Origin of the sequence: Bradyrhizobium guangzhouense (genome assembly GCF_004114955.1) — a bacterium.
Lineage (GTDB): Bacteria > Pseudomonadota > Alphaproteobacteria > Rhizobiales > Xanthobacteraceae > Bradyrhizobium > Bradyrhizobium guangzhouense.
In genome coordinates this window covers 830,475-853,538 of sequence record NZ_CP030054.1, presented here as the reverse complement: position 1 = coordinate 853,538, position 23,064 = coordinate 830,475, and the positions used below count along the sequence as shown (strand labels likewise).

General features: G+C 59.7%; 17 protein-coding genes and 2 pseudogenes. All 19 read right to left on the bottom strand.

What is annotated here, in order from left to right:
* Positions 1 to 431 precede the first annotated feature (431 nt).
* The 19 genes and pseudogenes from XH91_RS37995 to hypF all read right to left on the bottom strand — a co-directional run bounded on the left by XH91_RS37995 (position 432) and on the right by hypF (position 23,062).
* Entirely contained in the window at positions 432 to 1,058 is a 627-nt protein-coding gene (locus XH91_RS37995; protein WP_232995571.1) for a UPF0149 family protein, read from the bottom strand.
* Positions 1,055 to 2,614, bottom strand: a complete 1,560-nt coding sequence (tnpC, locus tag XH91_RS37990; protein ID WP_128929539.1) for an IS66 family transposase — start codon at positions 2,612 to 2,614, stop codon at positions 1,055 to 1,057. The genes XH91_RS37995 and tnpC overlap by 4 nt, the downstream gene beginning before the upstream one ends.
* A 50-nt stretch (positions 2,615 to 2,664) precedes the next feature.
* Positions 2,665 to 3,019 (bottom strand): annotated as a pseudogene (tnpB, locus tag XH91_RS37985) (IS66 family insertion sequence element accessory protein TnpB).
* Positions 3,016 to 3,489, bottom strand: coding sequence for an IS66-like element accessory protein TnpA (tnpA, locus tag XH91_RS40310; RefSeq protein WP_128929538.1), 474 nt, complete (start codon positions 3,487 to 3,489; stop codon positions 3,016 to 3,018). Before tnpA ends, tnpB begins: the two are co-directional and overlap by 4 nt.
* A 350-nt stretch (positions 3,490 to 3,839) precedes the next feature.
* Complete coding sequence (locus XH91_RS37975; protein WP_128929537.1) at positions 3,840 to 5,963, bottom strand: hydantoinase/oxoprolinase family protein; 2,124 nt, start codon at positions 5,961 to 5,963, stop codon at positions 3,840 to 3,842.
* A gap of 17 nt (positions 5,964 to 5,980) precedes the next feature.
* Positions 5,981 to 7,576 (bottom strand): hydantoinase B/oxoprolinase family protein, encoded by a 1,596-nt coding sequence (locus XH91_RS37970; RefSeq protein ID WP_128929536.1) that lies wholly within the window; start codon positions 7,574 to 7,576, stop codon positions 5,981 to 5,983.
* Between the two features lie 238 nt (positions 7,577 to 7,814).
* The gene (locus XH91_RS37965) at positions 7,815 to 8,750 is read right to left on the bottom strand and encodes a LysR substrate-binding domain-containing protein (protein WP_128929535.1); all 936 of its coding nucleotides are present in this window, start codon (positions 8,748 to 8,750) and stop codon (positions 7,815 to 7,817) included.
* Between the two features lie 199 nt (positions 8,751 to 8,949).
* The gene (locus XH91_RS37960) at positions 8,950 to 10,299 is read right to left on the bottom strand and encodes an LLM class flavin-dependent oxidoreductase (protein ID WP_128929534.1); all 1,350 of its coding nucleotides are present in this window, start codon (positions 10,297 to 10,299) and stop codon (positions 8,950 to 8,952) included.
* Between the two features lie 45 nt (positions 10,300 to 10,344).
* Positions 10,345 to 11,112: an amino acid ABC transporter ATP-binding protein gene (locus XH91_RS37955; RefSeq protein WP_128929533.1), complete on the bottom strand. Its 768-nt coding sequence runs from the start codon at positions 11,110 to 11,112 to the stop codon at positions 10,345 to 10,347.
* The gene (locus tag XH91_RS37950) at positions 11,109 to 11,999 is read right to left on the bottom strand and encodes an amino acid ABC transporter permease (RefSeq protein ID WP_128955168.1); all 891 of its coding nucleotides are present in this window, start codon (positions 11,997 to 11,999) and stop codon (positions 11,109 to 11,111) included. The genes XH91_RS37955 and XH91_RS37950 overlap by 4 nt, the downstream gene beginning before the upstream one ends.
* A complete protein-coding gene (locus XH91_RS37945) occupies positions 11,996 to 12,871 on the bottom strand; it encodes an ABC transporter substrate-binding protein (RefSeq protein ID WP_128929531.1) in 876 nt (291 codons plus the stop codon). Before XH91_RS37945 ends, XH91_RS37950 begins: the two co-directional genes overlap by 4 nt.
* Positions 12,872 to 13,442: 571 nt before the next feature.
* Positions 13,443 to 13,733, bottom strand: a pseudogene (locus XH91_RS40305) (hypothetical protein); the annotation flags it as partial.
* 165 nt (positions 13,734 to 13,898) lie between these two features.
* Positions 13,899 to 15,260, bottom strand: a complete 1,362-nt coding sequence (locus tag XH91_RS37935; RefSeq protein WP_128929530.1) for a sensor histidine kinase — start codon at positions 15,258 to 15,260, stop codon at positions 13,899 to 13,901.
* Positions 15,235 to 16,689 (bottom strand): sigma-54-dependent transcriptional regulator, encoded by a 1,455-nt coding sequence (locus XH91_RS37930; RefSeq protein ID WP_128929529.1) that lies wholly within the window; start codon positions 16,687 to 16,689, stop codon positions 15,235 to 15,237. Before XH91_RS37930 ends, XH91_RS37935 begins: the two co-directional genes overlap by 26 nt.
* The gene (locus XH91_RS37925; protein WP_128955167.1) at positions 16,686 to 18,386 is read right to left on the bottom strand and encodes a hydrogenase maturation protein; all 1,701 of its coding nucleotides are present in this window, start codon (positions 18,384 to 18,386) and stop codon (positions 16,686 to 16,688) included. Before XH91_RS37925 ends, XH91_RS37930 begins: the two co-directional genes overlap by 4 nt.
* An 8-nt stretch (positions 18,387 to 18,394) precedes the next feature.
* Positions 18,395 to 19,435: a hydrogenase expression/formation protein HypE gene (hypE, locus tag XH91_RS37920; RefSeq protein WP_128929527.1), complete on the bottom strand. Its 1,041-nt coding sequence runs from the start codon at positions 19,433 to 19,435 to the stop codon at positions 18,395 to 18,397.
* Positions 19,432 to 20,574: a hydrogenase formation protein HypD gene (gene hypD, locus XH91_RS37915; RefSeq protein WP_128955166.1), complete on the bottom strand. Its 1,143-nt coding sequence runs from the start codon at positions 20,572 to 20,574 to the stop codon at positions 19,432 to 19,434. The genes hypE and hypD overlap by 4 nt, the downstream gene beginning before the upstream one ends.
* On the bottom strand, positions 20,571 to 20,807 hold the full coding sequence (locus XH91_RS37910) for a HypC/HybG/HupF family hydrogenase formation chaperone (RefSeq protein ID WP_128929525.1): 237 nt from the start codon (positions 20,805 to 20,807) through the stop codon (positions 20,571 to 20,573). The genes hypD and XH91_RS37910 overlap by 4 nt, the downstream gene beginning before the upstream one ends.
* Positions 20,807 to 23,062 carry a carbamoyltransferase HypF gene (gene hypF, locus XH91_RS37905; protein WP_164933597.1) on the bottom strand — a complete coding sequence of 752 codons (2,256 nt, stop codon included), beginning with the start codon at positions 23,060 to 23,062 and terminating at the stop codon, positions 20,807 to 20,809. The genes XH91_RS37910 and hypF overlap by 1 nt, the downstream gene beginning before the upstream one ends.
* Between the last annotated feature and the right edge of the window lie 2 nt (positions 23,063 to 23,064).

Genomic DNA, 23,064 nt, shown 5'->3' with positions numbered 1-23,064 from the left:
GGCCCCGTCCACAGCGAACAAAGACGTATCATTGCCATTGGCCTTCATCCAATTGAGATACTGAAGGCATGTATTCGGATCAGGCATAGTTGCACCAAACTCGCATGTTCCGCGCGCGGCGCGCAGCGCGCTGATTGCCATTGACCGTTGATTATACTCCTACCAACGCCACTCATCCGTGGTCACGGGCGCCTCAAATGCCAGCTGTGTTAGGCAGCCCGGTGGTCTCCAACGGTCACGATGACCAGGCGACGATGCTTCGGAGTCCCCTACGCAGAATCCGTTCATCCTCGAGCCAAGCCGCTCTCAAACCGCGACGGTAGCCATTCACTCCTCAGAAAAAAGGAGCGCCGACCTCTGAGGCTGGCGGCCGAGTTCGGGAGGGACGCACAGAAGGGCGTAACCGGTATGAGCTCCCACGTCTGCAGTGATCAGCCTGTGCGAGCGTAGCGGGTCGGCATCCAGTACTGACGCATGGCCTCGACGACGTCCGGAATGTCGGCATGGGCGTTGCGCAGGAATTCCTCGGTCTCGCGGCCTTTCCTTGGTGGTCCAAGCAGTGGACGCCCTTGATCGTCGACGCAATGCAGCAGGATGGGCAGGAGCAAGCCGTGGTGTATGTTGCTGACGTCGAGCAGTGGGCCCCAGGCTGATAGTCGCAACCGCATGGCGGCATGGAATCCCTGACACCACGGCCGCGCATCAACGTCGCCATTCGGCTTGCGGCCATGGACCGGTGCGAACCGATGTGGTGCGGTGGAAAGAACATTACTGATGTCGTTGTGGCGCAGCGCGACGGCCGAAATCGCGGCGAACTCCGGCGTGCCGCCATGGTTGAATGCGTCGGCGTCGATGGCGAGCAGCGGACAGATCCAGTCGAGCGGACTCATCGACACCGGCCCGGCCACGATCGCGGCGACATAGCCGTCGAGCATGGGAAGACTGGTGGCGACGGGATGCTGCTCGGCACGAGCCTGTAGCCAAGGCTCAAGTTCGTCGAGCGGCATCGCGGCTGCCGCCATCGATGATGAAGATGATGAACGGCGGCGGCGGGTCATGCGGCCACCCGTGCGCTGAGCTCGCGGGTCGCCTTCCAGTTCCAGGGGAGAAGTTCGTGCAGCTGGTGGCTCTTGGTCTGACCGGAGACGATGCGCTCCAGCACATCGGCCAGATAGGCCTGCGGATCGAGTTCGTGGAGCTTTGCCGTATTGACCAGCGACGCAAGGATTGCCCAGCTCTCGGCGCCGCCCTCGCTGCCGCTGAACAATGAGTTACGGCGCCCCATCGCAATCGGGCGCATTGAACGCTCGACGGTGTTGCTGTCGACCTCGACGCGGCCATCGCGGAGAAATAGCGTCAGTCCGTCCCAGTGATTGAGCGTATAGTTGATGGCCTCCACTAGCTTCGATTGGGAGAACAGGTGGTCGAGCATCGAGGTCAGTCGCGCCTTCAGCACCTCCATCAGCGGTGCGGACCTGGTGCGGCGGGCGGCAAGCCGCTGTTCGGCGCTCAAGCCACGGATCTCGGCCTCGATGGCGTAGACCGCTTGCAGGCGCTCGATCACTTCGTGAGCGAACGGCGACTGCATCGTCTTGTACACCTCGACGAATTTGCGTCGGGCATGCGCGAGACAAAAAGCCAGCTGGATCGCCCCGCCTTGACCGCGGGCAAGCGCTTTGTAGGCGGCATAGCCATCCACCTGCAGAATGCCGGAGAAGCCGGCCAATTGCCCGGCGATCTCCTCGGTGCCGCGGCCATCCGCAAACACATAGGCGACCGCCGGCGGCGATGGGCCACCCCATGGGCGATCATCCATCGCATGCGCCCAGAACTGGCAGATACGAGTGCGATGTCGTCCGGGATCGAGCACCGGCATCGGCGTCTCGTCGCAGAACAGCCGCGGCGAAGCCTGGATCGTCCGCAGCTGAAGCTCATAAAGACTCTTAAGCCACCATGCCGCACGCTTCACCCAGCCGGCGAGCGTCGCGCGGTCGAGATGAAGGCCCTGACCGGCCAGGATCTGCACCTGGCGGTACAGCGGCAGATACCAGGCGAACTTCGAGATCACCACGTGAGCCACGAGTGCCGTCGATGCCATGCCGCTGTCGATCAGACGCGGCAGCACCTTCGCCTGCACCACGCCGTCGGTGCAGCCGCGGCAGGCGTATTTGGGACGAATCGTGCGCAGTACCCGCAGGATCGCCGGGATCACGTCCAGTACCTCGCTCACATCCTCGCCGATCCGGTGCAGAAGGCCCTGGCAGCACGGGCACGCTGTCGTGTCTGGCTCGAGCACCTGCTCGCAGCGAGGCAAATGCTTGGGTAGCGCGCCGATGTTGCGCCTCGCCTTCTTGCGCGGCTTCCCAGCCGGCTTCGTCGCAGGCAAATCGTCGTTGGCTGGCGCAGGTGATGTGACGCCAGTCGCGAGATCGTCCAGTTCGAGCGCGAGCTGCTCGGCCACGATCGCCGCCAGCCGCTCTGAGCGCTTGCCGAAGATCATCTCCTTCAGCGTCTGCATCGCCACACGTAGCTTCTCGTTCTCGGCGTCAAGCGCGAGCACCATCTCGGCCAGAGCCGCTGCATCGGTCGGAAGAGCTTCGGGACGAATCGCCATGATCGAACGATATATCCGCCCATCACAGGCTCCAGCAAAATCTTCGCCTCTCAGCCGACAACGGCCGGCTGCTTCACAGGCTTGTGTGAAACACGCGTCCACTCAAGTCCGTCGAGCAGCATCGCGAGTTGTGTCGCACTCAGATGCACCACGCCGTCGCGGACCGGCGGCCAGGTGAAGTGTCCCTGGTGCAGCCACTTCGTCACCAGCACCATGCCGCTACCATCCCATGCCAGAAGCTTCACTCTGTCCGCGCGCTTGCTGCGGAACACGAAGATGTCGCCGCAATACGAGGTTCGCGTGCAACGCTTCGCTCACCAGCGCCGACAGCGTGTGCACCGACTTGCGAAAGTCGACTGGCTGTGCCGCCAGCACCACCTTGAGGTCAGACCGTAATGCAATCAACGGATGCCCCGAAGCGCCGATAGCACTGTCGAAAGCGTCGCCAGCTCCACTCCGGGCTCGACCCGGATGCGTGCCCCGCCCAGCTCGATCTCGATCATTCCGCCAAGCTTGCCTGGAGCCGATGCCATCTGCGGCGGCACCTTATGCGCGCACGCTAACCGGTCCGACTCGTCTGCCGTCGCCGGACCGCTCTCGGAAGCGATCCGGACCGGCACGAAGCCTGGCGCCTGAAAGCTCACTGCCGTCGCGAACTTGCGCCGCCACACCGTCAGCAACCCACGGACAACGCCATGGCGCCGAGCGACCTCGGAAATATTGGCCCCTTCCTCGAAGCTCTCGGCCACGATCCGAGCCTTCTCTTCAGCCGTCCAGCGCCGTCGTCGACGCTGCCCTGTGATCACCTCGATCCGACGATAGGAGCCGCTTTCCTGCCTGGCATCAAGCCTGGCTTCATGCATGGCATCTGCCATAGCCCACCTCCAAAAAACAGTTCATGCCAGGCTGTATCGCAGCTCATTCGCGCGATGCCCAGGTGGGGGGCTCATGCCGGTTACAGAAGGGCAACGGTAGAAAACCGTTCTACCGCACAACACCGCCGATCGATCGGCGGATCGTGCTCGACACCTCCTGGCTCGCGCGTTGCCGCCCGGTGGTGTCGCTAGAGCATGCATACGAACGCGACTGAGGGGGCGAGTATGATCGTTTCCATCCGAGAGCTTGCCTCGCGCCTTGGTTGACTTCGAGATCCGAAGGCCTCCCGGCATGACATCCTGCGGCGCCACGCGACTGCCGTGACGTGACAGGCCTGCATATTAGAGCCCTACGCCCCGATTTCGGTGGCGTGCTCTGCTACTGGAACGGTAACACTGTCACCATCATCCCTGAGCTGAACAATGACATTGCCAGAGGCGTCCAACGTCATGCGGCTCCCGCGCGGCACAACTAGTGTTGATGATTGCTCATCCAAAAGGGCCGGGCCTTCGATCGATCCTGCAATCCCGAGTTCCGATCGTCGAAGAACTGGGACTTTAACCCAAGCGCGAGTTGCATCATCATACACGGGTCGATAGCGAGATCCCTCCGAGCGAGGAGGGTCTTCCATCCGACCAAGTTTCGCGGGTTCTCGTACTTCTTTCAGGGTTACACGGATGTTCATAATCTCAAGATCAAGATCGGGTATGATATCGCCGAAGATACCTTTATAGGTCTGGATGAACGCAGCGCGAATAGTTTCACGTTCGCTCTCGCTGTAGGGTCCAACGGGCAGTCCTGTTACCAGCTCCGACCCTTGGCCCACAAAGCGAATGTCGGCGCGGCGCTCCATCTGAAGTGTACTGTGCGGAGATCTGGCCTGCGCAATCACGCGCCTTGTGTCGTCTTCCAGGCGCCTGAAGGCTGCTTCGAGTTTCTCGATTTCCATCGATCCCAGCAGGGCGCCAAGCGTTCTCGAGCGATCAACACGCGCGGGTGCAATCAACAAGCCGAGTGCCGACGCGACGCCAGCATTCGGCGGACAGATAACCTGTTTGATGCCGAGACGTCTGGCGACGTCACAACCGTGCATCGGGCCGCCACCGCCCGTCACGATGAGCTTGTACTTAGTTATATCGTGGCCTCGCTCAGCAACATGGACACGCGCGGCGGCTGCCATCGTCTCGTTAACAATGGCCTGAATGCCATTCGCCACTTTGATGAATGGCATCTCTATGGCGTGCCCGACGCCTGTGAGCGCCGCCTCTGCAGCTCCGCGGCGCAAAACCATAGTGCCACCGGCAAAGTTATCAACGTCAATCGCCCCCGAAACAACGTTTGCATCGGTAACCGTTGGCGCAGTTCCGCCGTTCGGGTAGCAGGCGGGGCCAGGTCGCGATCCCGCACTTTGCGGCCCCACCTTGAGCATTCCTAGCTCATCAACATGTGCGATGCTCCCGCCGCCCGCACCGATTTCGATAAGCTCAACAGTCGAGATGTTCACCGGCAATCCGCTTCCTGGGGCGAACCGCTTCTGGCGAGCCGCTTCAAACTGATACGCGATCAGGGGCTCGCCGTTCTCAATCACGCCAAGCTTTGCAGTTGTCCCGCCCATGTCGAAGGCAAGCACATTGTCAAATCCGGAGCGTTTGCCGAAATACGCGGCCACCAATGTGCCAGCAGCCGGCCCCGACTCCAACAGTTCGATCGGCGTACGGCGCGCTTCCTCGATATGCGTCAATCCGCCGTTTGAGAGCATCATGAAAAGTGCTCCTGGTATTCCAAAGGCCTTTAGCTGCACCTCGAGTTCACGCAAATATTTGTCTGCAATGGGCTTGATATACGCGTTCGCGGCGGTCGTTGACGTTCGTTCGTACTCCCGGATTTGTGGGCAGACCTCGGACGAGATCGACAGTTGGACTTGTGGGAAATGCCGCTCGATTAGGCTCTTGGCTCGCAGTTCATTTGTCCCATTGGCATATGAATGCAAGAATGAAACTGCCAGCGAAGTGACGCCCCTGTCGAGCAGCCGGCGTGTTTTTATTAGAAGTTCGTCTTCGTTGAGTGGATGCTGGATGTGCCCGTTGAACAAGGTGCGTTCATTAACTTCAACGCGATCATCCTGCTCAATCAATGGTTTTGGCAATTTCAGAAATAGATCATACAGATCGTATTTAAACTCCCGCTGTAAGTCGAGCGTATCCCTAAAGCCGCTCGTTGTGATCAATCCGGTCCTTGCGCCACGACGCTCGATGAGAGCGTTAGTGAACAACGTTGTCGCATGGACCACGCGACCAATCTGATCGGGATCGGTGCCGCTGGCGTTAACGACCTGCTTTACGCCGGCGAGGGCTCCAATTGTTGGATCATGGGGCGTCGTCAGCTCCTTGTGTGCGACAACGCGACCATCATCAGTGCAATAGAGGACAATGTCGGTGAACGTGCCGCCAATATCGATACCAAGCGAGTACATATCGGATCTAACCCTTCTTATACAAAATCTTTGGCGCCATCGGCTTCGGCCAGCGCTTCCTGAGCGCGGATCGGAACACCAAATCCGCCAGCGCCAGGTGTGCGCAGCAGAACGCGGGCACCAAAGTCGATAGTGTGTTGTATCTTGGGATCAACCCGAACGGTGTTGATCTGGATCTCACCGGCAGCGCCGGGATCGCCGCCTGCTAAGCCATTCGCCACAGCTTCTGGCTTAGTTCGTTCAGCCATAAAGGAAATTATGGTAGGCCCTTTATTTAGATTCTCGAAGAGAAACTCCTGCCCAGCCCCCCCTGTGAACCGACCGCTGCCCGCTGTCCGCGATCGGATTCGGCGGTGGCAAATTCTGATCGGCGCGGTTCGTTCCAGCACCTCGACGGGCGTGGAGGAAATGTTGCTCGGCCAAGACAACACGCTTGCGCCGTCCGAGGCCGCGCTGGCCCCATAGCCTCCGTTCAGGAAGAATAAGTTAGCGAAAGTCTTTCCATCCTCTTTGACGCCGGCCAGGTTTACGCACCAGAGAGGTGAGCCGACGTCGGAGATGACTCTCTCCGGCACGACTTGTGACAGCGCACGCAAGACCATCGCCGGCAGGAAATGTCCGATAAGTGCGCGTGCCCCGCCCGCTGCGGGCGGCTTTGAATTAAGAATTGAGCCAAGAGGTGCATGAATATTGAGCGGTTCCAACGCACCGTCATTGTTTGGCGTGTCGGGCGTAAGAACGGCTTTGATTCCATAGGCAGTGTATGCCGTCGTATAAGCAGCGCAGACGTTGATGGAGCGCTGCACTTGAGGATCTGTACCTCGGTAATCAACCTCGATTTCATCACCATGAACTTTAAGCGCCATCCGCAACACGATGCTATTTTCAAATCCATCGCTGACGGCGGTGGCATGATAGACGCCATCCGGTATTGCGGAAATCGCACGCCGCATCGCGGCTTCCGTCCGACCGCGGATCTGTTGAGACACTTCGGAGAATGAACGGAGCTCCCACTCCTTTAGCAAAGAAATGAGGCGCACCTCCATCAGATGCAGTGCAGAAAACTGCGCATAAAGGTCGCCTACCGTCTGATCTGGCGTACGAACGTTCTGGCGAAGCAGGCTTTCAAATGTGCGGTTCATTCGACCCGCCTCAACCACCTTCATCATTGGGATTTGGAATCCCTCCTCGTACACCTCGCGTGCATCGGCAGAACGGATGCGTCCACCAATGTCAGGAGCGTGCGTGACCGACCCAGCGAACGCAACAATATTGCCATTCAAGAAAATGGGCTTGGCTACCGTGATATCGGGCAGATGGCCGGTGCCAAGCCAGACATCGTTGGTGATCAGGATATCGCCCTCGGAGAGGGTCTCATGTGGAAACTGTTTGAGAAAGCCACGAACCGTCCGCGGAACGGTACCGATAAAGGATGGAATGCTGTTAGCGGGTTGCGCTAACGAGCGTCCTTCGGCATCCATGAGAACGCACGCAAAATCATTAGACTCGCGAACGACGGATGAGAAGGAGGTACGCAGCAGCGTCGTAGCGGCCTCTTCAGTCAGAGAAATCAGCCTTCGCCAAATCAATTCAAGCTGGATTGCATCAAGCACGTGTCAGTCTCCTTGGAGCGCCCGCGGCCTTGCCCTACGGTCTTGCACTCGCCCACGAAGCGCTGCGCGACAGTCGCACCAGCTCGGGCATTCTGCGGGACATTAAGTCAGGCTAAACGCGTCAGCCAATTCTTCTTGCTGCACGCTCTATACGCGGGTGATATAGCATTGGGATTGTTTGGCGGGCACGTCGGCCCGCGAGAGTTGCCTAGCTCGATCCGAAATCCCGCTAGGGGGCTTACTCCGTGCAGTCGCCGCACTTCACGACATGGGGGTCGTTGTGCAGGAACGTTTCCTTCAAGCTACGCGTGAAACGCTGCGACAGCGATGACTTCACAAGATGTCCCGGAAAGATTGCGAACATCTTAACCGAGATTCTCGGCGAAATACGAACAAATCGAACGTTATCGGAAATAAGCGGTTTGATGTAGGGACTTACGACGCCGATGCCAAGGTCGGCGGCGGCGAGCGAACAGAGGATCGCCGAATAGGTGACCTCGATCTCGGACGAGGGTTTCACGCCGTGCTGCGCGAGTGTCTGACGCCACAAATCACTTAGATCGTCTCCACGATTGAGAGTGAGCAGCGTTGCCTCTTGAAAATCAGAGACCGCAACCTCCTTCTTCGAAGCAAGCGGGCTGTTTGCGCAGACCGCACATAGGGCCTCAGATTCGTCACACACCTCGATTTCGAACTCTCCTGTTCGGAAATGAGCTCCGCTCGTCGTCAGGCCAACATCATAAATGCCATTGAGGAGCCCGTCTCTGATCTGCAGCGACCCTCCCGTCTGAAGGTTGATGCTCACACCGGGGCTAGACTGCCGGAATGCCTTCATGATCGTTGGAATAACGCCCATAGCCAGGGACGGAGTGGCAGCGATGCGCAATAGGCCGGTGCCGGATGACCTGATACTTTCAGCGGCTTGCTGTATCGTTTCCAAGCCAAGATAGTGCTTTTGGACGATTTCAAAGAGCATTTTGGCTTCAGGGGTTGGAACCAAACGGCCCCGTCGATAATCGAACAGTCGAAATTTCACAGCGTCTTGCGCTTGCGCCAACAGCCGGCTCACCGACGGTTGCGTTGTATTTAGAATTTCGGCTGCGGCAAGCGTTGTCCCACATTGCATCATAGCCCGAAACGCATCGATCTCGCGGGAACTGAGCGCTCTAGCCATATGCCGCCCAAACAAATTTACATTTTAGATGCATAAGCCCGATTCGAATAAATCAAATGGTATTCTCGGCCATGCGTCAAGTCGTTCGACGGATGAACTTCAGCTCCCACAATAAGAAAGGCCGCGGCGCTTTGTTGCACCGCGGCCCTTTTGTATGCGCATTGAAAGGCTCGACAAAGGCGGCGCGCCACGAGATCTCTTATGGAACGCCTGTAGCTGGACGTTTCGTATTGACGTTTTTGGGATAGCGTAACCCGAGGTTTTCGCGAAGTGTCTTGCCGCGGTAGCTTTTGCGCATAAGTCCGCGTTCCTGGAGCACGGGGACTACCATCGACACAAAATCTTCCAGGCAGGTCGGCATGTAAGGGAACGTTATCATAAACCCATCTCCAGCTTCATTGTCGATCCAACGTTCCATCTCGTCGGCGATCTGGCTTGGAGTGCCACAGAAAATCTCGAATCCGCGTTCGTAGCGCTGTGCAATCTCCCTTAGCGTGAATTTACGCGATCGGATCATGTCCGCAAGTATATTGAAATAACCCTGATGAAGGTTTGAGGAAGTCGGGATCATCTGTTCGGGAACGAGTTCGTCCAGTGGCAGCTTCGACAGGTCGACTTCAAGGTCCGTACTGACATACGCGACCTTGGCTTCAATCGGCATCACACTGTTTAGTAGGCGAAGCTTTTCCTTCGCTTCTGCTTCGGTTGAACCGACCATCGCGCGGAAGCCGGCGAGTACCTTAAGTTCGGAAGGATCACGGCGGTACTTCGCCATCCTGCTTTTGATATCCTTGTAGAGGGACGCAGCCTCCTCAAGAGTTGCGCCCGTTCCGAAGACGACCTCAGCGGTTTCTGCGGCAAATTCCCTACCCACCGAGGACGCGCCCGCCTGGATAATGACGGGTTGCCCCTGCGGAGCACGTGCAATATTGAGTCCGCCTTGTACCTTGAAATGTTTCCCTTCGTATCGAACGTGGTGAAATCGGTTCGGATCGAAGTTCATAGCTCTTGCCTTGTCGAAGATGAAGGCATCATCGTCCCAAGTATCCCAGTAAGCTCGGACCACCTCCAGGGCTTCTCTGGCTCTGGCATAGCGCTCGTCGTGTGGCGGCATCGTCTTATAGCCATAGTTGCGGCATGAATACTGGTTTGCAGTCGTCACAACGTTCCACGCTGCTCGCCCTCCCGAAAGGTGATCGAGCGATGCGAATTGCCGGGCGATATTAAACGGCTCAGTGAAGCTCGCAGATACCGTGGCGCCGAGGCCAAGCTCTTCTGTGCTCGCAGCTAGCGCAGAGAGAAGCGTCAAGGGCTCAAGTACGTTTTGCCCGCGTGGCCATTGCGCCATTGCGTGGAGATTGTCGACATCAACGCCCGGACTGTCCGCTAGAAACATCAGATCGAAGCGGCCTGCTTCACATAGCTTTGCGAGCTCTGTGTAGTACTGAAGACTCAACGCCTTCTTTGGATCCGTATCTGGATGGCGCCACGCGGCACTTGCGCTACCGGCTGCATGTATGAGTGCGGCGAAAGCGATTTCCTTTGCCATTTCGTTCCTCAATTCCTCTCTGGTCGTATGTAGAGATGCTGCGTGTTAATCGAGCACCGCCGAAATGAACTCTTTGGTCCTTGCGCCCTTGGGGTGCATAAGAACCTCTCGGGCAGTGCCTTCTTCTGCGATTTGGCCTTGTTCCATAAAGATCACGCGATCTGCGACCTCGCTCGCAAATCCAAGTTCGTGCGTAACGACCACCATAGTCATGCCGGTGCGTGCCAATTCCTTCATCGCCGCGAGGACTTCGGCAACGAGTTCAGGATCGAGTGCAGATGTCGGCTCGTCGAAGAGCATAAGGCGCGGGTGCATAGCCATAGCCCGCGCGATGGCCACACGTTGTTGCTGGCCGCCAGACAGGCTGGAAGGGTACGCGTTACGCTTCTCGGATAAGCCTACGCGTGCTAGGAGGGCTTCCGCCTCACAAACGACGTCAGCCTTATTGCGCTTTAAGACACGCACGGGTCCCTCAATGACATTGTCAAGAGCAGTCATATGGGGAAAGAGATTAAATCGTTGAAACACCATCGCGGTCTTCGTCCGCTGGCGGGCGAGTTCCGCACCGCCTAGTGGCCGCAATTGCGACCCCACTTGGCGATAGCCCACGATTTCGTCGTCTATCCAGATATGTCCTGAGTCGACGGAAACCAGTTGATTAATACATCTCAAGAGCGTCGTTTTGCCTGAGCCTGATGAGCCGATCAAACACACTACTTCATTGGGCATGACGTCGAGGGAGACGCCGTCCAGAACTTGTAGATTTCCATACCGCTTCTTAACTCTTCTCATTGAGAGCAAAGGCTTGGTCATCGGACCCTCACGACAGATGTTCCCCGCGCGAACCGCCATTCGAGCAGCAACTGAAGCGGCGTGAGAATGGAGACAGCGAGGAGATACCAAGCGCCTGCTACGATCAGTAGCTCAATCACGCGCTGATTGACGAAGTACACGTTCTGTGCGCTGTAAAGTAAATCGGTGTACTGGATCACGCTGGCGAGTGACGTCATTTTTACCATTCCAATAAACTCGTTACCAATCGGCGGAACTATCACGCGCATTGCTTGAGGTAGGACGATTCTCCAGAGCGCGTGTAGACGGGTCATGCCAATCGACTGTGCCGCTTCGTGCTGGCCCGCATCAACCGAGAGGATTCCGGCGCGAATGACCTCCGAGGTATAGGCACCCTGATTGATGCCAAGGCCAAGCAGCGCGGCCCAAAAGGGCGTGATGACATCGACAGTCGGGGCCGTCCACAGACCGGGAATGCCGATGACTGGGATGATTAAGGCTAGATTATACCAAATCAGAAGCTGGAGGATTACCGGCGTCCCGCGAAAGAACCATTGGTAGCCAAATGCGACGATGACTAGGAGCGGATTATCCGACATTCGCATAATCGAGATAGCCAAGCCGAGCGCGACACCGACAATCATCGCCAGCACGGACAAGATCATCGTATGCCAGAAGCCCGCGAGAATTGTAGGCGCCGCTAAGTATTTGGCAACAACGTTCCATTCGATCTGCGCGTTAGCGAAGGCCCTTACAATAAGGACCAACAGACCAAGAACTAGTACGCCCATTATCCAGCGGCCGACGTAACGCGGCGGCACGATCTCGACCAACGACAGATCGGGCCGTGAAAAGAGAGTGGAGGAACCGCTGCTCGATCGTACAGGCTTGTTTGACACCGCGCTCATTTTCGCGGTTCCGAATTTAGATATACTTCCGAAATAGCGAGTTTGCTCAACTGATATCTAGCCAGGATCTTTGCATAAGTGCCGTCCTTAATCATCGCATCCAGAGCGTCGGCGATCGCGTCACGCAGCGCGACATCGCCCTTACGCACACCAATTGCCTTGAATTCTGGCGCGAAGGGCTCGCCGATCGTCTTGTAAAGGCCTTTGGACTCCGCAATCATGTAAGGAACCTCGACGAAGCCCTGCAGTGCTGCATCAATTCGGCCTTGCGTTAGCTGCAGCCGCGTATCTGGCGTTGATTCGGTGCCAATCAACTTCACAGCCGGCATTCCCTTCTGAACGCAGTCCGACTCGCTCTTTGCAAGCATCACTTTGTACCAAACAGTGGACCGAATGGCGCCGGCCCGCTTACCGCAAAGATCGGACAACTCCTTTAGCTGAGAATTGGAAAGTGCGTAGACCTGATAGAAATCCCTGAAGTAATCGACCATCTCCATAATGGAATGACGTTCAGGGAGGTCGCTAAGTCCACCCATGATGATATCGATCCGACCGGTCTGCAGTGACGGGATGTACTGCGCAAATAGCATTTCATTGAATTCGGCCTTGACGCCCAAACGTGCTGCGATTTCCCGGCCAATATCTACATTCATCCCTCTGAATTCGCCCGTCTCCGGATCCTTGAACTGCAGCGGTGGCAATGCATTGCTGAGACCCATGCGCAGGACTCCCGCCGTTTTGACTGCGTCGGGCACCTGGATCTCTGCTGCACTCACTACCCTCCAGGAGGCAATGGAAAGCCCTACAATTGCTGATAGGGCAACAACTTTCGCGATTTGACTGGTGAACCCGTTTACTCGCCACGGTCCCATCTATTTCTCCTCCCTATTGGTAGCCCTTGCCTTCAGGGGCACGTGTTTCACTCGGCCGCGTGCTGTTGAGGGTAGGAAATTAGACCTCAATGACGCGGCACCGACGTCTTCCATTGGCCAGCACGGCAAACCGCGAAGCGTGCTTGGGCTCGACACGGGAAGCTGGGCGGCAGTTTCGCAACTCGTAAAGTGTTGCTTTCCTGCCGCCACAGCTCGACGGTGCTAATTAGCAACGCTAAGGGGCGGGCTATTTTGGATCAAATTCATTCTATCAAGGTCAGTATGCATCCAAGGCATAGGCCGACCCTCAGCACAAAAAATGGCCCATGCTAGGACAAAACGCGCCATCCATTGATTGTGCGTTGCGGGGCCTCGCGAACCGCTGAGCGGCAGTCTCGATGGCGGTCTCCATTATTAGAGCTCCGGAGCGGGAAAGGGAGGTGCTCTTTCCGTGACACCTGCGCGATGGCAACGGCATGGGCGATGTCCTCGGAGTTGAAGTGTATCGAACGCACTTAAAGATGCTTGTCGCCACACGACCGGGCGAGATCTCGGTGACGCGAGCGCGAGATCAGTAAAGAACGGGGCTCAGCCCGCGAACGCGCAATACGCTGGCCTTGGTGGCATGATGGCTAGGGATGAAGAAAGCCAGGGCGTTCTGGAAAGGCGTAGTGGCCAGCGACCGACCAGACGTCAACCACGTAGCGGCGCGCATCGGCATTCTTGTCACGATCAGCCGTTTCACGTGCAGTGCCGCGCGCAGATTGACGTCGAGCAGCGCGTGGATTTCGTCAGACGCAAGGTCTAGGATGTTGCTACGCTGCGACTGACCGGCCTTGTTGACGAGAACGTCGAATGTGGTCGTACGCGCTAGCGCTCCAGGACGTCGAGATCGTTAATCTCGCGCCGACAGCCTCCGCATCCGGCTTGGCCGACAGCCTGGCCAGCGGCCGAACCTCGCGCTAGCGAGTAAATTAGAAGCCCTGAGGGCGGAAGCGGCGCCGAACCGTCGCAGCCCTGACTAACTCTACGCCGCCGGGAGAGCGAAGGAGAATATTGCCCCTCCCTCTGGTGCGTTGACAACAGTCAGTTCGGCACCATGTTCGCGCACGATTCCGTAGCTGATCCAAAGGCCGAGCCCGGTGCCCTCTCCAACGCGCTTGGTCGTAAAGAACGGCTCAAATATGCGACCTATGTTGTGCTGTTCGATCCCGGGCCCGTTATCGGACAAACGAATCAGGATCTCGTTCTGATTGCGGCGAGCCGATATCTTTAGCCGTGGCTCCTGAGTGCCGCGCGTCGCGTCAATTGCGTTTTCGACGAGATTTACGATAACCTGGTGGAGCTGCCCTTCATTCCCGCAAGTCCAAAGATCCGCCTCGATGTCCATGTGAATGTCGAGGCGAACCTGCTTCGTGCGGACTGCCCAGAGCACGGCGGTGTTGATCAGAGGCTCGATGTTGACGCGATCAAACTCCCCGAGCTTGCTGAGGGAAAGCCGGCGTAAGTTTTTTACAATTTCGCTAATGCGCACGGCGCCTTCCATTGTCCCGTCCAGGAGCGGGCCGAGATCCTCTAGAATGGCGTCAATGCGGAGGCTTTTCTTCAAGGCTGCAGCTTCGGAGCTTATCGATGTGCCGTGGACGGCATCAAGGTAGGATGTCAGCGCCGTGCGATAGCGCATCAAGGTGTGCACGTTTCCATAGACGAAGCTGATGGGATTATTAAGTTCGTGAGCGACACCGGCCACCAGTCGGCCGAGACTTGCCATTTTCTCCTGTTCTACCAATTGACGCTGCACTCGCTGTAGCTCCTGATGAGCCGTGTGCAATGCTTCATAGGCTCGGCGAAGCTCGCCGATAGGCCTTCCAGTCAGAACCACGCCAATGAAGCGGCCCCGATGGTCGTGTCGGGGCGAGCTGTTGATTGCGAACAGGTCTGAGCTGCCGCCTTCGGTCAAGAAACGGAGTTCGCCATCCACAACCTCGGACGGGCTCCGAGGCTTGAGGAGCGACATGAGCTTGGCGCCATCGGCAGCGTCAATGATGTCTGCCATCCTCCAGCCGACGATTTCGTCATTGGCGCGGTCAAGCGTGCGCTGTAAAGCGGAATTGACTTGCTGGATCTGGCCTTTCGCGTCGCAAACGATGAGGATATCAGAGACAGATTCGATGACGTTGGTGACAAATGCTTGAGCTTCCTCGAGCTCGGCATTCTTGTGTTCCAGATCGACCTCATAACGCAATAGGTCGGAATAAACCTCATCCATCTTGCGGATGACTTCGATCCAAGCGCCCTCACGCTCGTGGTCGAACTCGATAGCACCGCGATCGCTGATCAACTTGAGCAGCGAGTCGGATCCGTCAGGAGAATGCGTCGCCTTTGCCATTTTTTCTCAAATCATACCTGGACAGCTTGTTCCGCAGGCCTACCCGGGACAGGCCGAGCTCGCTGGCAACCCGGCTGATATTGCCCTCATACTTCTCCAGGGAGTTGATGATAACCGACTTCTCCAGATCCTCCACCCTGTCCTTCAGGCTCGCTGCGCCGTTCAGGTTCTGTATGACCCCCGTGGCGGTCCGCCTGCCGTTGCGCCGGCCGAGCAGCGTGGGAGCCTGCAATTCGTCCGAGTCAGCCAGCACGGCCATACGCTGGATCTCGTTCTGCAGTTCGCGCACGTTCCCTGGCCAAAGGTATTTGACGAAGCCCTCAAGAGCAGCGGAGGCAAAGCGCAGACCTGGCCGGTTGAAGGAAGTCTTGACTTGAGACAGTACTCCTTCTGCGATCAAGGGTATATCCATCGGCCGCTCCCAAAGCGCCGGCATGTGAACCGGGAACGCCGCCAGCCGGTAATAGAGATCACGGCGGAAGCGGCCCGCCTCCACCTCGGCCTCAAGATCCCGATTGGTGGCTGCCACCACACGGACGTCGACTTTCCTTACACGTTGCGCGCCCAGCGGACGGATCTCGCTCTCCTGCAGCACGCGGAGCAGCTTCACCTGAAACGCCGGCGAGGTCTCTCCGATTTCATCAAGGAAGATGGTACCGCCATCGGCAACTTCGAACAGACCGATGCGATCCTGGTAGGCGCCTGTGAAAGCGCCCTTCTTACACCCGAACAACTCGCTTTCGAGGAGCTCGTCAGGCAGCGCCCCACAGTTCTCAACGACGAAAGCCTTACCGGCTCGGGCTGAGCCGTAGTGGATCGCGCGTGCCAGCAGCTCTTTGCCGGTTCCGGATTCGCCCGTGATCAGCACGGAGATGTCGTATTCGGCCGCCCGCCGGCCGAGTTCAATGACCGCATGCATCGGGCTGTCCGGGGCGTGCACAATTCGGTTGAAGTCATAGAGATGCTTAGCTGCGCCGCGCTTGACCGAAACGACCCTCTTGATGTGCTCGGGCGTTGCTTTGACGTCGACCCCTGCGGTCTCTGTCTCCTTCTGAAGCCGATAGAGCTGGACCGCCTCCTTGACAATGTCGATCAGCCGGTCCGGCTGCCAGGGCTTCGTGATGTATTGATAGATGCCCGCCTCATTGAGCCCTGCGATGATGTCGTCCGATTCCGAATAGCCGGAGATGATCATGCGAACCGGATCGGGCCAGAGCTCGCGCACCCGCTTGAGGAAACTGACGCCGGATTCGTGCGGCATGCGCTGATCGCAGATGATGGCGTGGACGATCTCCCCTTCGAGCAGCTTTTCAGCGTCTGCTGCGCTGCCGGCGCAGAGTACCTCAAAATCCTCGTTGAGGACGCGGCGTAGCGCCTCCTGTGACCTGACCTCGTCGTCGACTACCAAAATAGTACCCTGGAAGCTCATATGCGCACCGCCATGCGGGTAGATTTGTCGAGCGCGCGAGGCGACCTATGGGGTGCGATTGTGAGTGGCGTGCGCGACTTCGGCACCTTGTGAATGAAGTTGTAGCGGGCGACGTGGTAACTCGGATCGAATCCGTAGAAATTAAGCCGCATCCGCCGCAGCTCCTCGTCGCGATAGGCCTGCAAGGGCTTGTGGGCTTCGTCCGCTGCGCGACGTCGCTGCTTGTCAGCAAGACGCGTCGCAAAGCGTTCATCCGCCGCCATGCTCGCGGCAAGGCTCATGAGGCGGCCCTCCGCCAGCTCCCCGCCCGACAGAGCACGATCGATGATGCCAAGGCGCCCCGCCTCTGCCACGCCCATCGGCAGGCGGCATTGCGTGATCCGGGTGGCGTTCGCTGCACCCGCGCGGCGCGGCAGCAGATAAGTCCAGTATTCCGAGCCGAAGAGATTGCCTATGTCCTTATAATGTGGATTCAGGACGACCTGATCGCTCGCCCAGACCTCGTCGGCAGCGAGACTTAAAAATACCCCTCCCGCCCCGGCGTTGCCGCGAATGACGGAAACGACGAGCCGATCGGTGGTCTCGATGACAGTGTGCGCAAGATCGTCGATCGCATTGATGTTGCGCCAAGACTCGTCCGCAGCGCTGTCAGCCGCCTCGATCTCGGCGAGGTGAATGCCGTTGGACCAGTAATCACGTCCACCGGTCAGGAGAAGCACCTTGGTTGGGCGGGCCAGCGCAGCTCGGTAGGCGTTCAACAACGCTTCGCAGTCAGAGGTCGCCATGGCGCCATTGTAAAAGGAAAACTGCAACTCGCCGACCTCGCCCTGCTCGCGATATCGTATGGGCGCATAGCCGCAATCGGGTCGGTACGGCAGGCGCATCGCCTGCTCCGCAAAGACCTTTGCTGCGGATCGTTTCAGGCTTTTCGGTACAAGCTGCCGCACATGGCCGATCCAGACGGCACCATCGACCGTGGCCCGGGCCAAGGCTCCATCGCAATGCGCCACAATGGTTCCGGGCACACCGGAGATGCCGCGCGCCTCGTGGGCGTCGAACAGCCTGACATCTTTGAAGAACAAGCTGTCGACCAAGCCCGGCATTCCGTCTGCACTGTGGATCTTGCGCAGGACGGTCTCGCTCGTGTCGTGCTGCCAATCGATCATCCGGTCGGCCTGCCGGCAGGGCCCGCGCACCCGAATGCGGGGATCATCGGCAGGCATCGGCGACGGTGTCGGCTGTCCGGCTTCGATTGCTGCAATGGCTTCGAGCACCGCCGCGACCGCGCACGTCGTGACCTCGTTGCGGTAGATGCTGGATTTAGCCGCGCACCGCATCGGGAAGGTTCTGAAAGCCCAGATCGGACCAGCGTCGAACCCGCCGTCGGCCTGAAGCACAGTCACGCCCCAATTGGAAACACCTTCCAGAATCGCCCAGTCGAGCGCCGCCGGACCGCGGTCGCCGGGCGGACCGGGATGGACGATCAGGCAGCGCACGCTACGCCAGACATCTTCGGGGATTGCGCGCTTGAGGAACGGCGCGATCACCAGATCTGGCTGATACAGCGCCACGCTTTCGCGCGTAACGTCGGGGTGGATATCCAGCTCGACCGAGACCTCGTGGCCGCCCTCCCTGAGCTCGACGTGGAGCCGTTGCGTCAGGCTGTTGAAGGAGTGCGTGAGAAGCAGGATGCGCATGACCGGCCTCAGCAGATCCTCGGCAGTTGTTCGCCCGACAGCCAGTCGACGATCCGGCCACCGCCAAAGCTCGTCGCCATCTGCACGAAATGGTGATCGTCGGCCACGGCCTCGCCGATGTCGGCCGCATCACAGCCGAGCGGATGCGCGCGCATCGTCGCGAGCACGGCAGCGGCCGCCTCCGGGGCCACAATTGCAACCAGCTTGCCTTCGTTGGCCACATAGAGCGGGTCGAGGCCCAGCAGTTCGCAGGCCGCGGCCACGCCCGGCTTCACTGGGATCGCCTCCTCCTGCACACGGAAGCCGAGGCCAGACTGCTGGGCGATCTCGTTGAGCGCGGCGGCTAGCCCGCCGCGGGTCGGATCGCGCATCAGGCGGATGCCCTCTCCGCCTGCGGTGACCATCTTTGCCACGAGATCATGCAGCGAGGCTGAGTCCGAGACGATCTCGGTCTCGAAGGCGAGGTTCTGCCGCTTCGACATGATAGCGACGCCGTGGTCCCCGAGCGTGCCGGAGATCAGGACGCGATCGCCGACGCGAGCCTTCTCGGCGGATAGATCGAGGCCATCGGGTACGACGCCGACGCCGGCGGTCGAGATGAAGAGGCCGTCGGCCTTGCCGCGCTCGACCACCTTGGTATCGCCCGTGATGATATGGACGCCGGCCGCGCGCGCCGCCTCGCCCATAGATTCCGCGATCATCTTCAGGTCGGAGAAGCGAAAGCCCTCCTCGATGATGAAGCTCGCCGAGAGGTAGAGCGGCCGCGCGCCGGCCATGGCGATGTCGTTGACCGTGCCGTGCACGGCGAGCGAGCCGATATTGCCGCCCGGGAAGAATAGCGGCGAGACCACGTAACCGTCGGTCGTCATGACCATGCGTCCGGCTGCGACATCGAAGGCCGACTGGTCATTGCCGCGCGCCAGCCATTCGTTGCCGAAGGCCGAGTGGAAAAGACCCGAGATCAGCTGTGCCATCGCGCGGCCGCCAGAGCCGTGGGACAGGTCTACGCAGCCGTTCTTGATGTCGAGCTTGCGTTGATGGGCCTTCATGATGCCCGCCTCTGCTGATGGTCGCGGAAGCGGCCATAGGTCCAGTGCGCAGCGCAGGCGCCCTCGGACGAGACCATGCAAGACCCTATCGGCGTTTCCGGCGTGCAGACCGTGCCGAACAGCTTGCAATCGACCGGTTTCTTCACGCCGCGCAGGATGGCGCCGCATTCACAGGCCGGATTGTCGGCAACGCGGAGCTCCTTCATGTCGAAGCGCGCTTCGGCATCGTATTTCGCGAAAGCGCGCTTCAGCTTCAGGCCGCTATAGGGTACCTGCCCGAGCCCGCGCCATTCGAACTGGTCGCGCAGCTCGAAAATGTCGGAGACCTCCTCCTTGGCGCGCAGATTGCCGTCACGCTTTACAGCGCGGCTGTACTGGTTCTCGACCTCGTGCCGGTTCTCATTGACCTGCCGCACCAGCATCAGGATCGCCTGCATCATGTCGAGAGGCTCGAAGCCCGAGATCACGACCGGCTTGCCGAATTCTTCCGCGAAGAACTCGTAAGGAGCCGTCCCGATAATAGTCGAGACATGCGCAGGTCCGACAAAGCCGTCGATCTCGACCCGGCCGATGTTGCGAATATCCGGGCTCTCCAAGATGTTCTGCATCGCCGGCGGCGTCAGCACGTGGTTGCAGAAGACGCTGAAATTGGCGAGCTGCTTCTTTTCGGCCAAACGGATCATGACCGCAGTGGGCGGCGTCGTCGTTTCGAAGCCGATGGCGAAGAATACGATCTGGCGCTGCGGATTCTCCTCGGCGATCCTGAGCGCATCGATGGTGGAATAGACCATGCGGATGTCGGCGCCTTTCGCCTTTGCCTTCAGCAACGAGGCGCCTTGCGAGCCCGGCACGCGCATCAGATCGCCATAGACGCAGAAGATGATTTCGGGCCGTTCGGCCAGTCGGATCGCCATGTCGATGCGCCCCGCCGGCAGTACGCAAACCGGGCAACCCGGACCGTGGATCATCCGCACGTTTTTAGGCAGCATGTCCTCCAGGCCATAACGCGAGATCGCATGCGTGTGGCCGCCGCAGAATTCCATGAAGCGATAGGGGCGCTGCGGATCTGCTTCGGACTGGATCGCGTTCGCAAGCCCGAGCGCGATCTCCTTGTCGCGGAACTCGTCGGCATACTTCATGGCATGGCTCCCAGGGCCTCGGCGCTAAGCTCGTGCAGCAATTCCAGCGTCCGTTGCGCCTCTTCCGGATCGATTTTGGTAAGCGCGTAGCCGACATGGATGATCACGTAGTCGCCGATGGCGAGATCCTCGATGAGCGCGACGGAGATCTCCTTGCTGACGCCGTCGATGGACACAATGGCCATGTCGTCAGGCAGGAGCTTTGTCACCTCGGCGGGTATGGCAAGACACATCAGGCGGTTCCTTCTAAGCCTTGGTGTTCGAGAAGTTGCAGCCCCGCGATCCAGGCCTGACCCAGGCTTAGGCCGCCATCATTCGGCGGCAGTTGGCGCGGCAAGAGCGGGGTGAGCCCGGCAGCGATGCAACCGCGCGAAATCCCGGTGCTGAGGCGGGCGTTCAGGAAGCAGCCGCCGCTCAAGGCGACGGTCTCAAGTCCGGTCTCACGAGCCGCTTGGGAGATCCAATCGACGCAAGCGGCAGCGAAGGTGCCGTGAAACAGCCCGGCCCCGTCGGTGGGATCCGGCGCATCGACCACCAGACGGTCGAGCAATGGGAGCAGCGACAGCACGCCATTCTCGATCACCCAGCCGCCGGACACAACGCGCGGCTCGCGGACCCGCGCCTCTAGCTTCATGGCAGCCTCGCCTTCGTAGGTTTGTACGGTGCAGACCCCGAGCAGCCCTGCGGCCGCATCGAACAGCCGGCCGGCGCTGGTCGTCGTGGGCATACCGGGTTGTTCGAGCAGAGCCGATAGGCGCGCGGCCTGCGGCTGTGCCGCAAAGCGAGACGCAATCGCATCGCCGCGCCGAAGCGCGTGCAGCACGCTGGCGGCCATCCGCCACGGCTCGCGCGCGACCCGATCGCCGCCCGGCATCTTCAGCGGCGCCAGATGCCCGAGCCGCCGGAACCGCGCGCCTTCACAGGCAAGCAGTTCGCCCCCCCAATTGCCGCCGTCGCTGCCGTAGCCGAACCCGTCAAGCACTAAGGCAAGCACCGGACCTGCGATGCCATGCTCCGCCATCACCGAGGCCGCATGGGCGTGATGGTGCTGGACCGCGATCAGCCTGGTCCCGCGTGCCTCGGCGAAACGGGTCGATGCCATGTTCGGATGCAAGTCGTGGATCAGGGCGACAGGCTCGACGTCGAGGGTAGACAGCAGATGGTCCACAGTTTCCTCGAAGAATCGGATGCCTTCTGCGGTGTCGAGGTCGCCGATGTGCTGGGAGACAAAGGCCTCGTTGCCGCGCGTCACCGCCACCGTCGACTTCAGCGCTCCGCCGACGGCAAGCAGGGGCGCCACCGAGCGCGCAAGCCGGACAGGCTCCGGGACATAGCCTCGCGCACGCCGAATGAACTGGGGCCGTCCGGCGACCACCGCAGCCAAGGAATCATCGGCGCGGGTGACGATGTCGCGGTCATGCGTGACGATGAGATCGGCGATGCCGGCAAGTCGTTGCTCCGCTTCGCGATTATCGATCAGCAGCGGCTCGCCGCTGAGATTGGCGCTGGTCGCGACAATCGCCCAGCTCTCGCCGACCGGCGCATGCGCCGCATTCAGCGCATCGAAAATCAGGTGGTGAAGCGGTGCGACCGGCAGCATGATGCCGATGCGCGCCAGCTCCGGCGCGATTGACTGCACAAGGCGCCCGCGCGACGTCAGCAACACGATCGGCCGCGGCCGTGACTCGAGCAGCGCAAGTTCGACAGCGTCGGCCTCGGCGAACTCGGCGACTGCCTCCAGCGTACCGACCATGACGGCGAAGGGCTTCTGATCGCGCTGCTTGCGCAGGCGCAGTTGCCGCACGGCCGCATCATTGTGAGCATCGCAGATGAGCTGATAACCGCCGAGGCCCTTGATCGCGACAATCTTGCCGCCCGCGACGGCGGCGGCGATCTCGGCGATGCCATGGCTGAGCCGCGGCCCGCATCGCGGGCACGCAATCGCCTCGGTATGGAAGCGGCGACTGCCGGGGTCAGCATAATCAGCGGCACAGGCTGCGCACATCGCAAAGCGCTTCATTGCGGTGGCCGGACGATCATAGGGCAGCCGCTCGGCGATGGTGTAGCGCGGACCGCAATGCGTGCAGTTGATGAAGGGATAGCGGTGGAATCGGCTTGCCGGATCGAACAGCTCGCTCAGGCATTCCCGGCAAGTCGCGGCGTCCGCGACGATGCGCGTCGACACCCTACCCTGCTCGCTGGTGCGAATCGAGAACTCCTCGGTGGCGGCGGCGCCGATCGGCTGAACCGAGATCTCGTCGATCCTGGCAAGCGGCGGCTTTTCCAGTGGCAGCGCGGCGACGAAATCGGACGCCCGCTCGCCTTCGACTTCGATAAGAACGCCGTTCGGATCGTTGGCGACGAAGCCGCCGAGGCGATAGCGGGTGGCGAGACCATAGACGTAGGGACGAAAGCCGACGCCCTGCACGGCGCCACGCACATGCAGGCGCAGCCGCTGTCCGTCCCGCGCTGTGGCCTTGTCGCTCATCC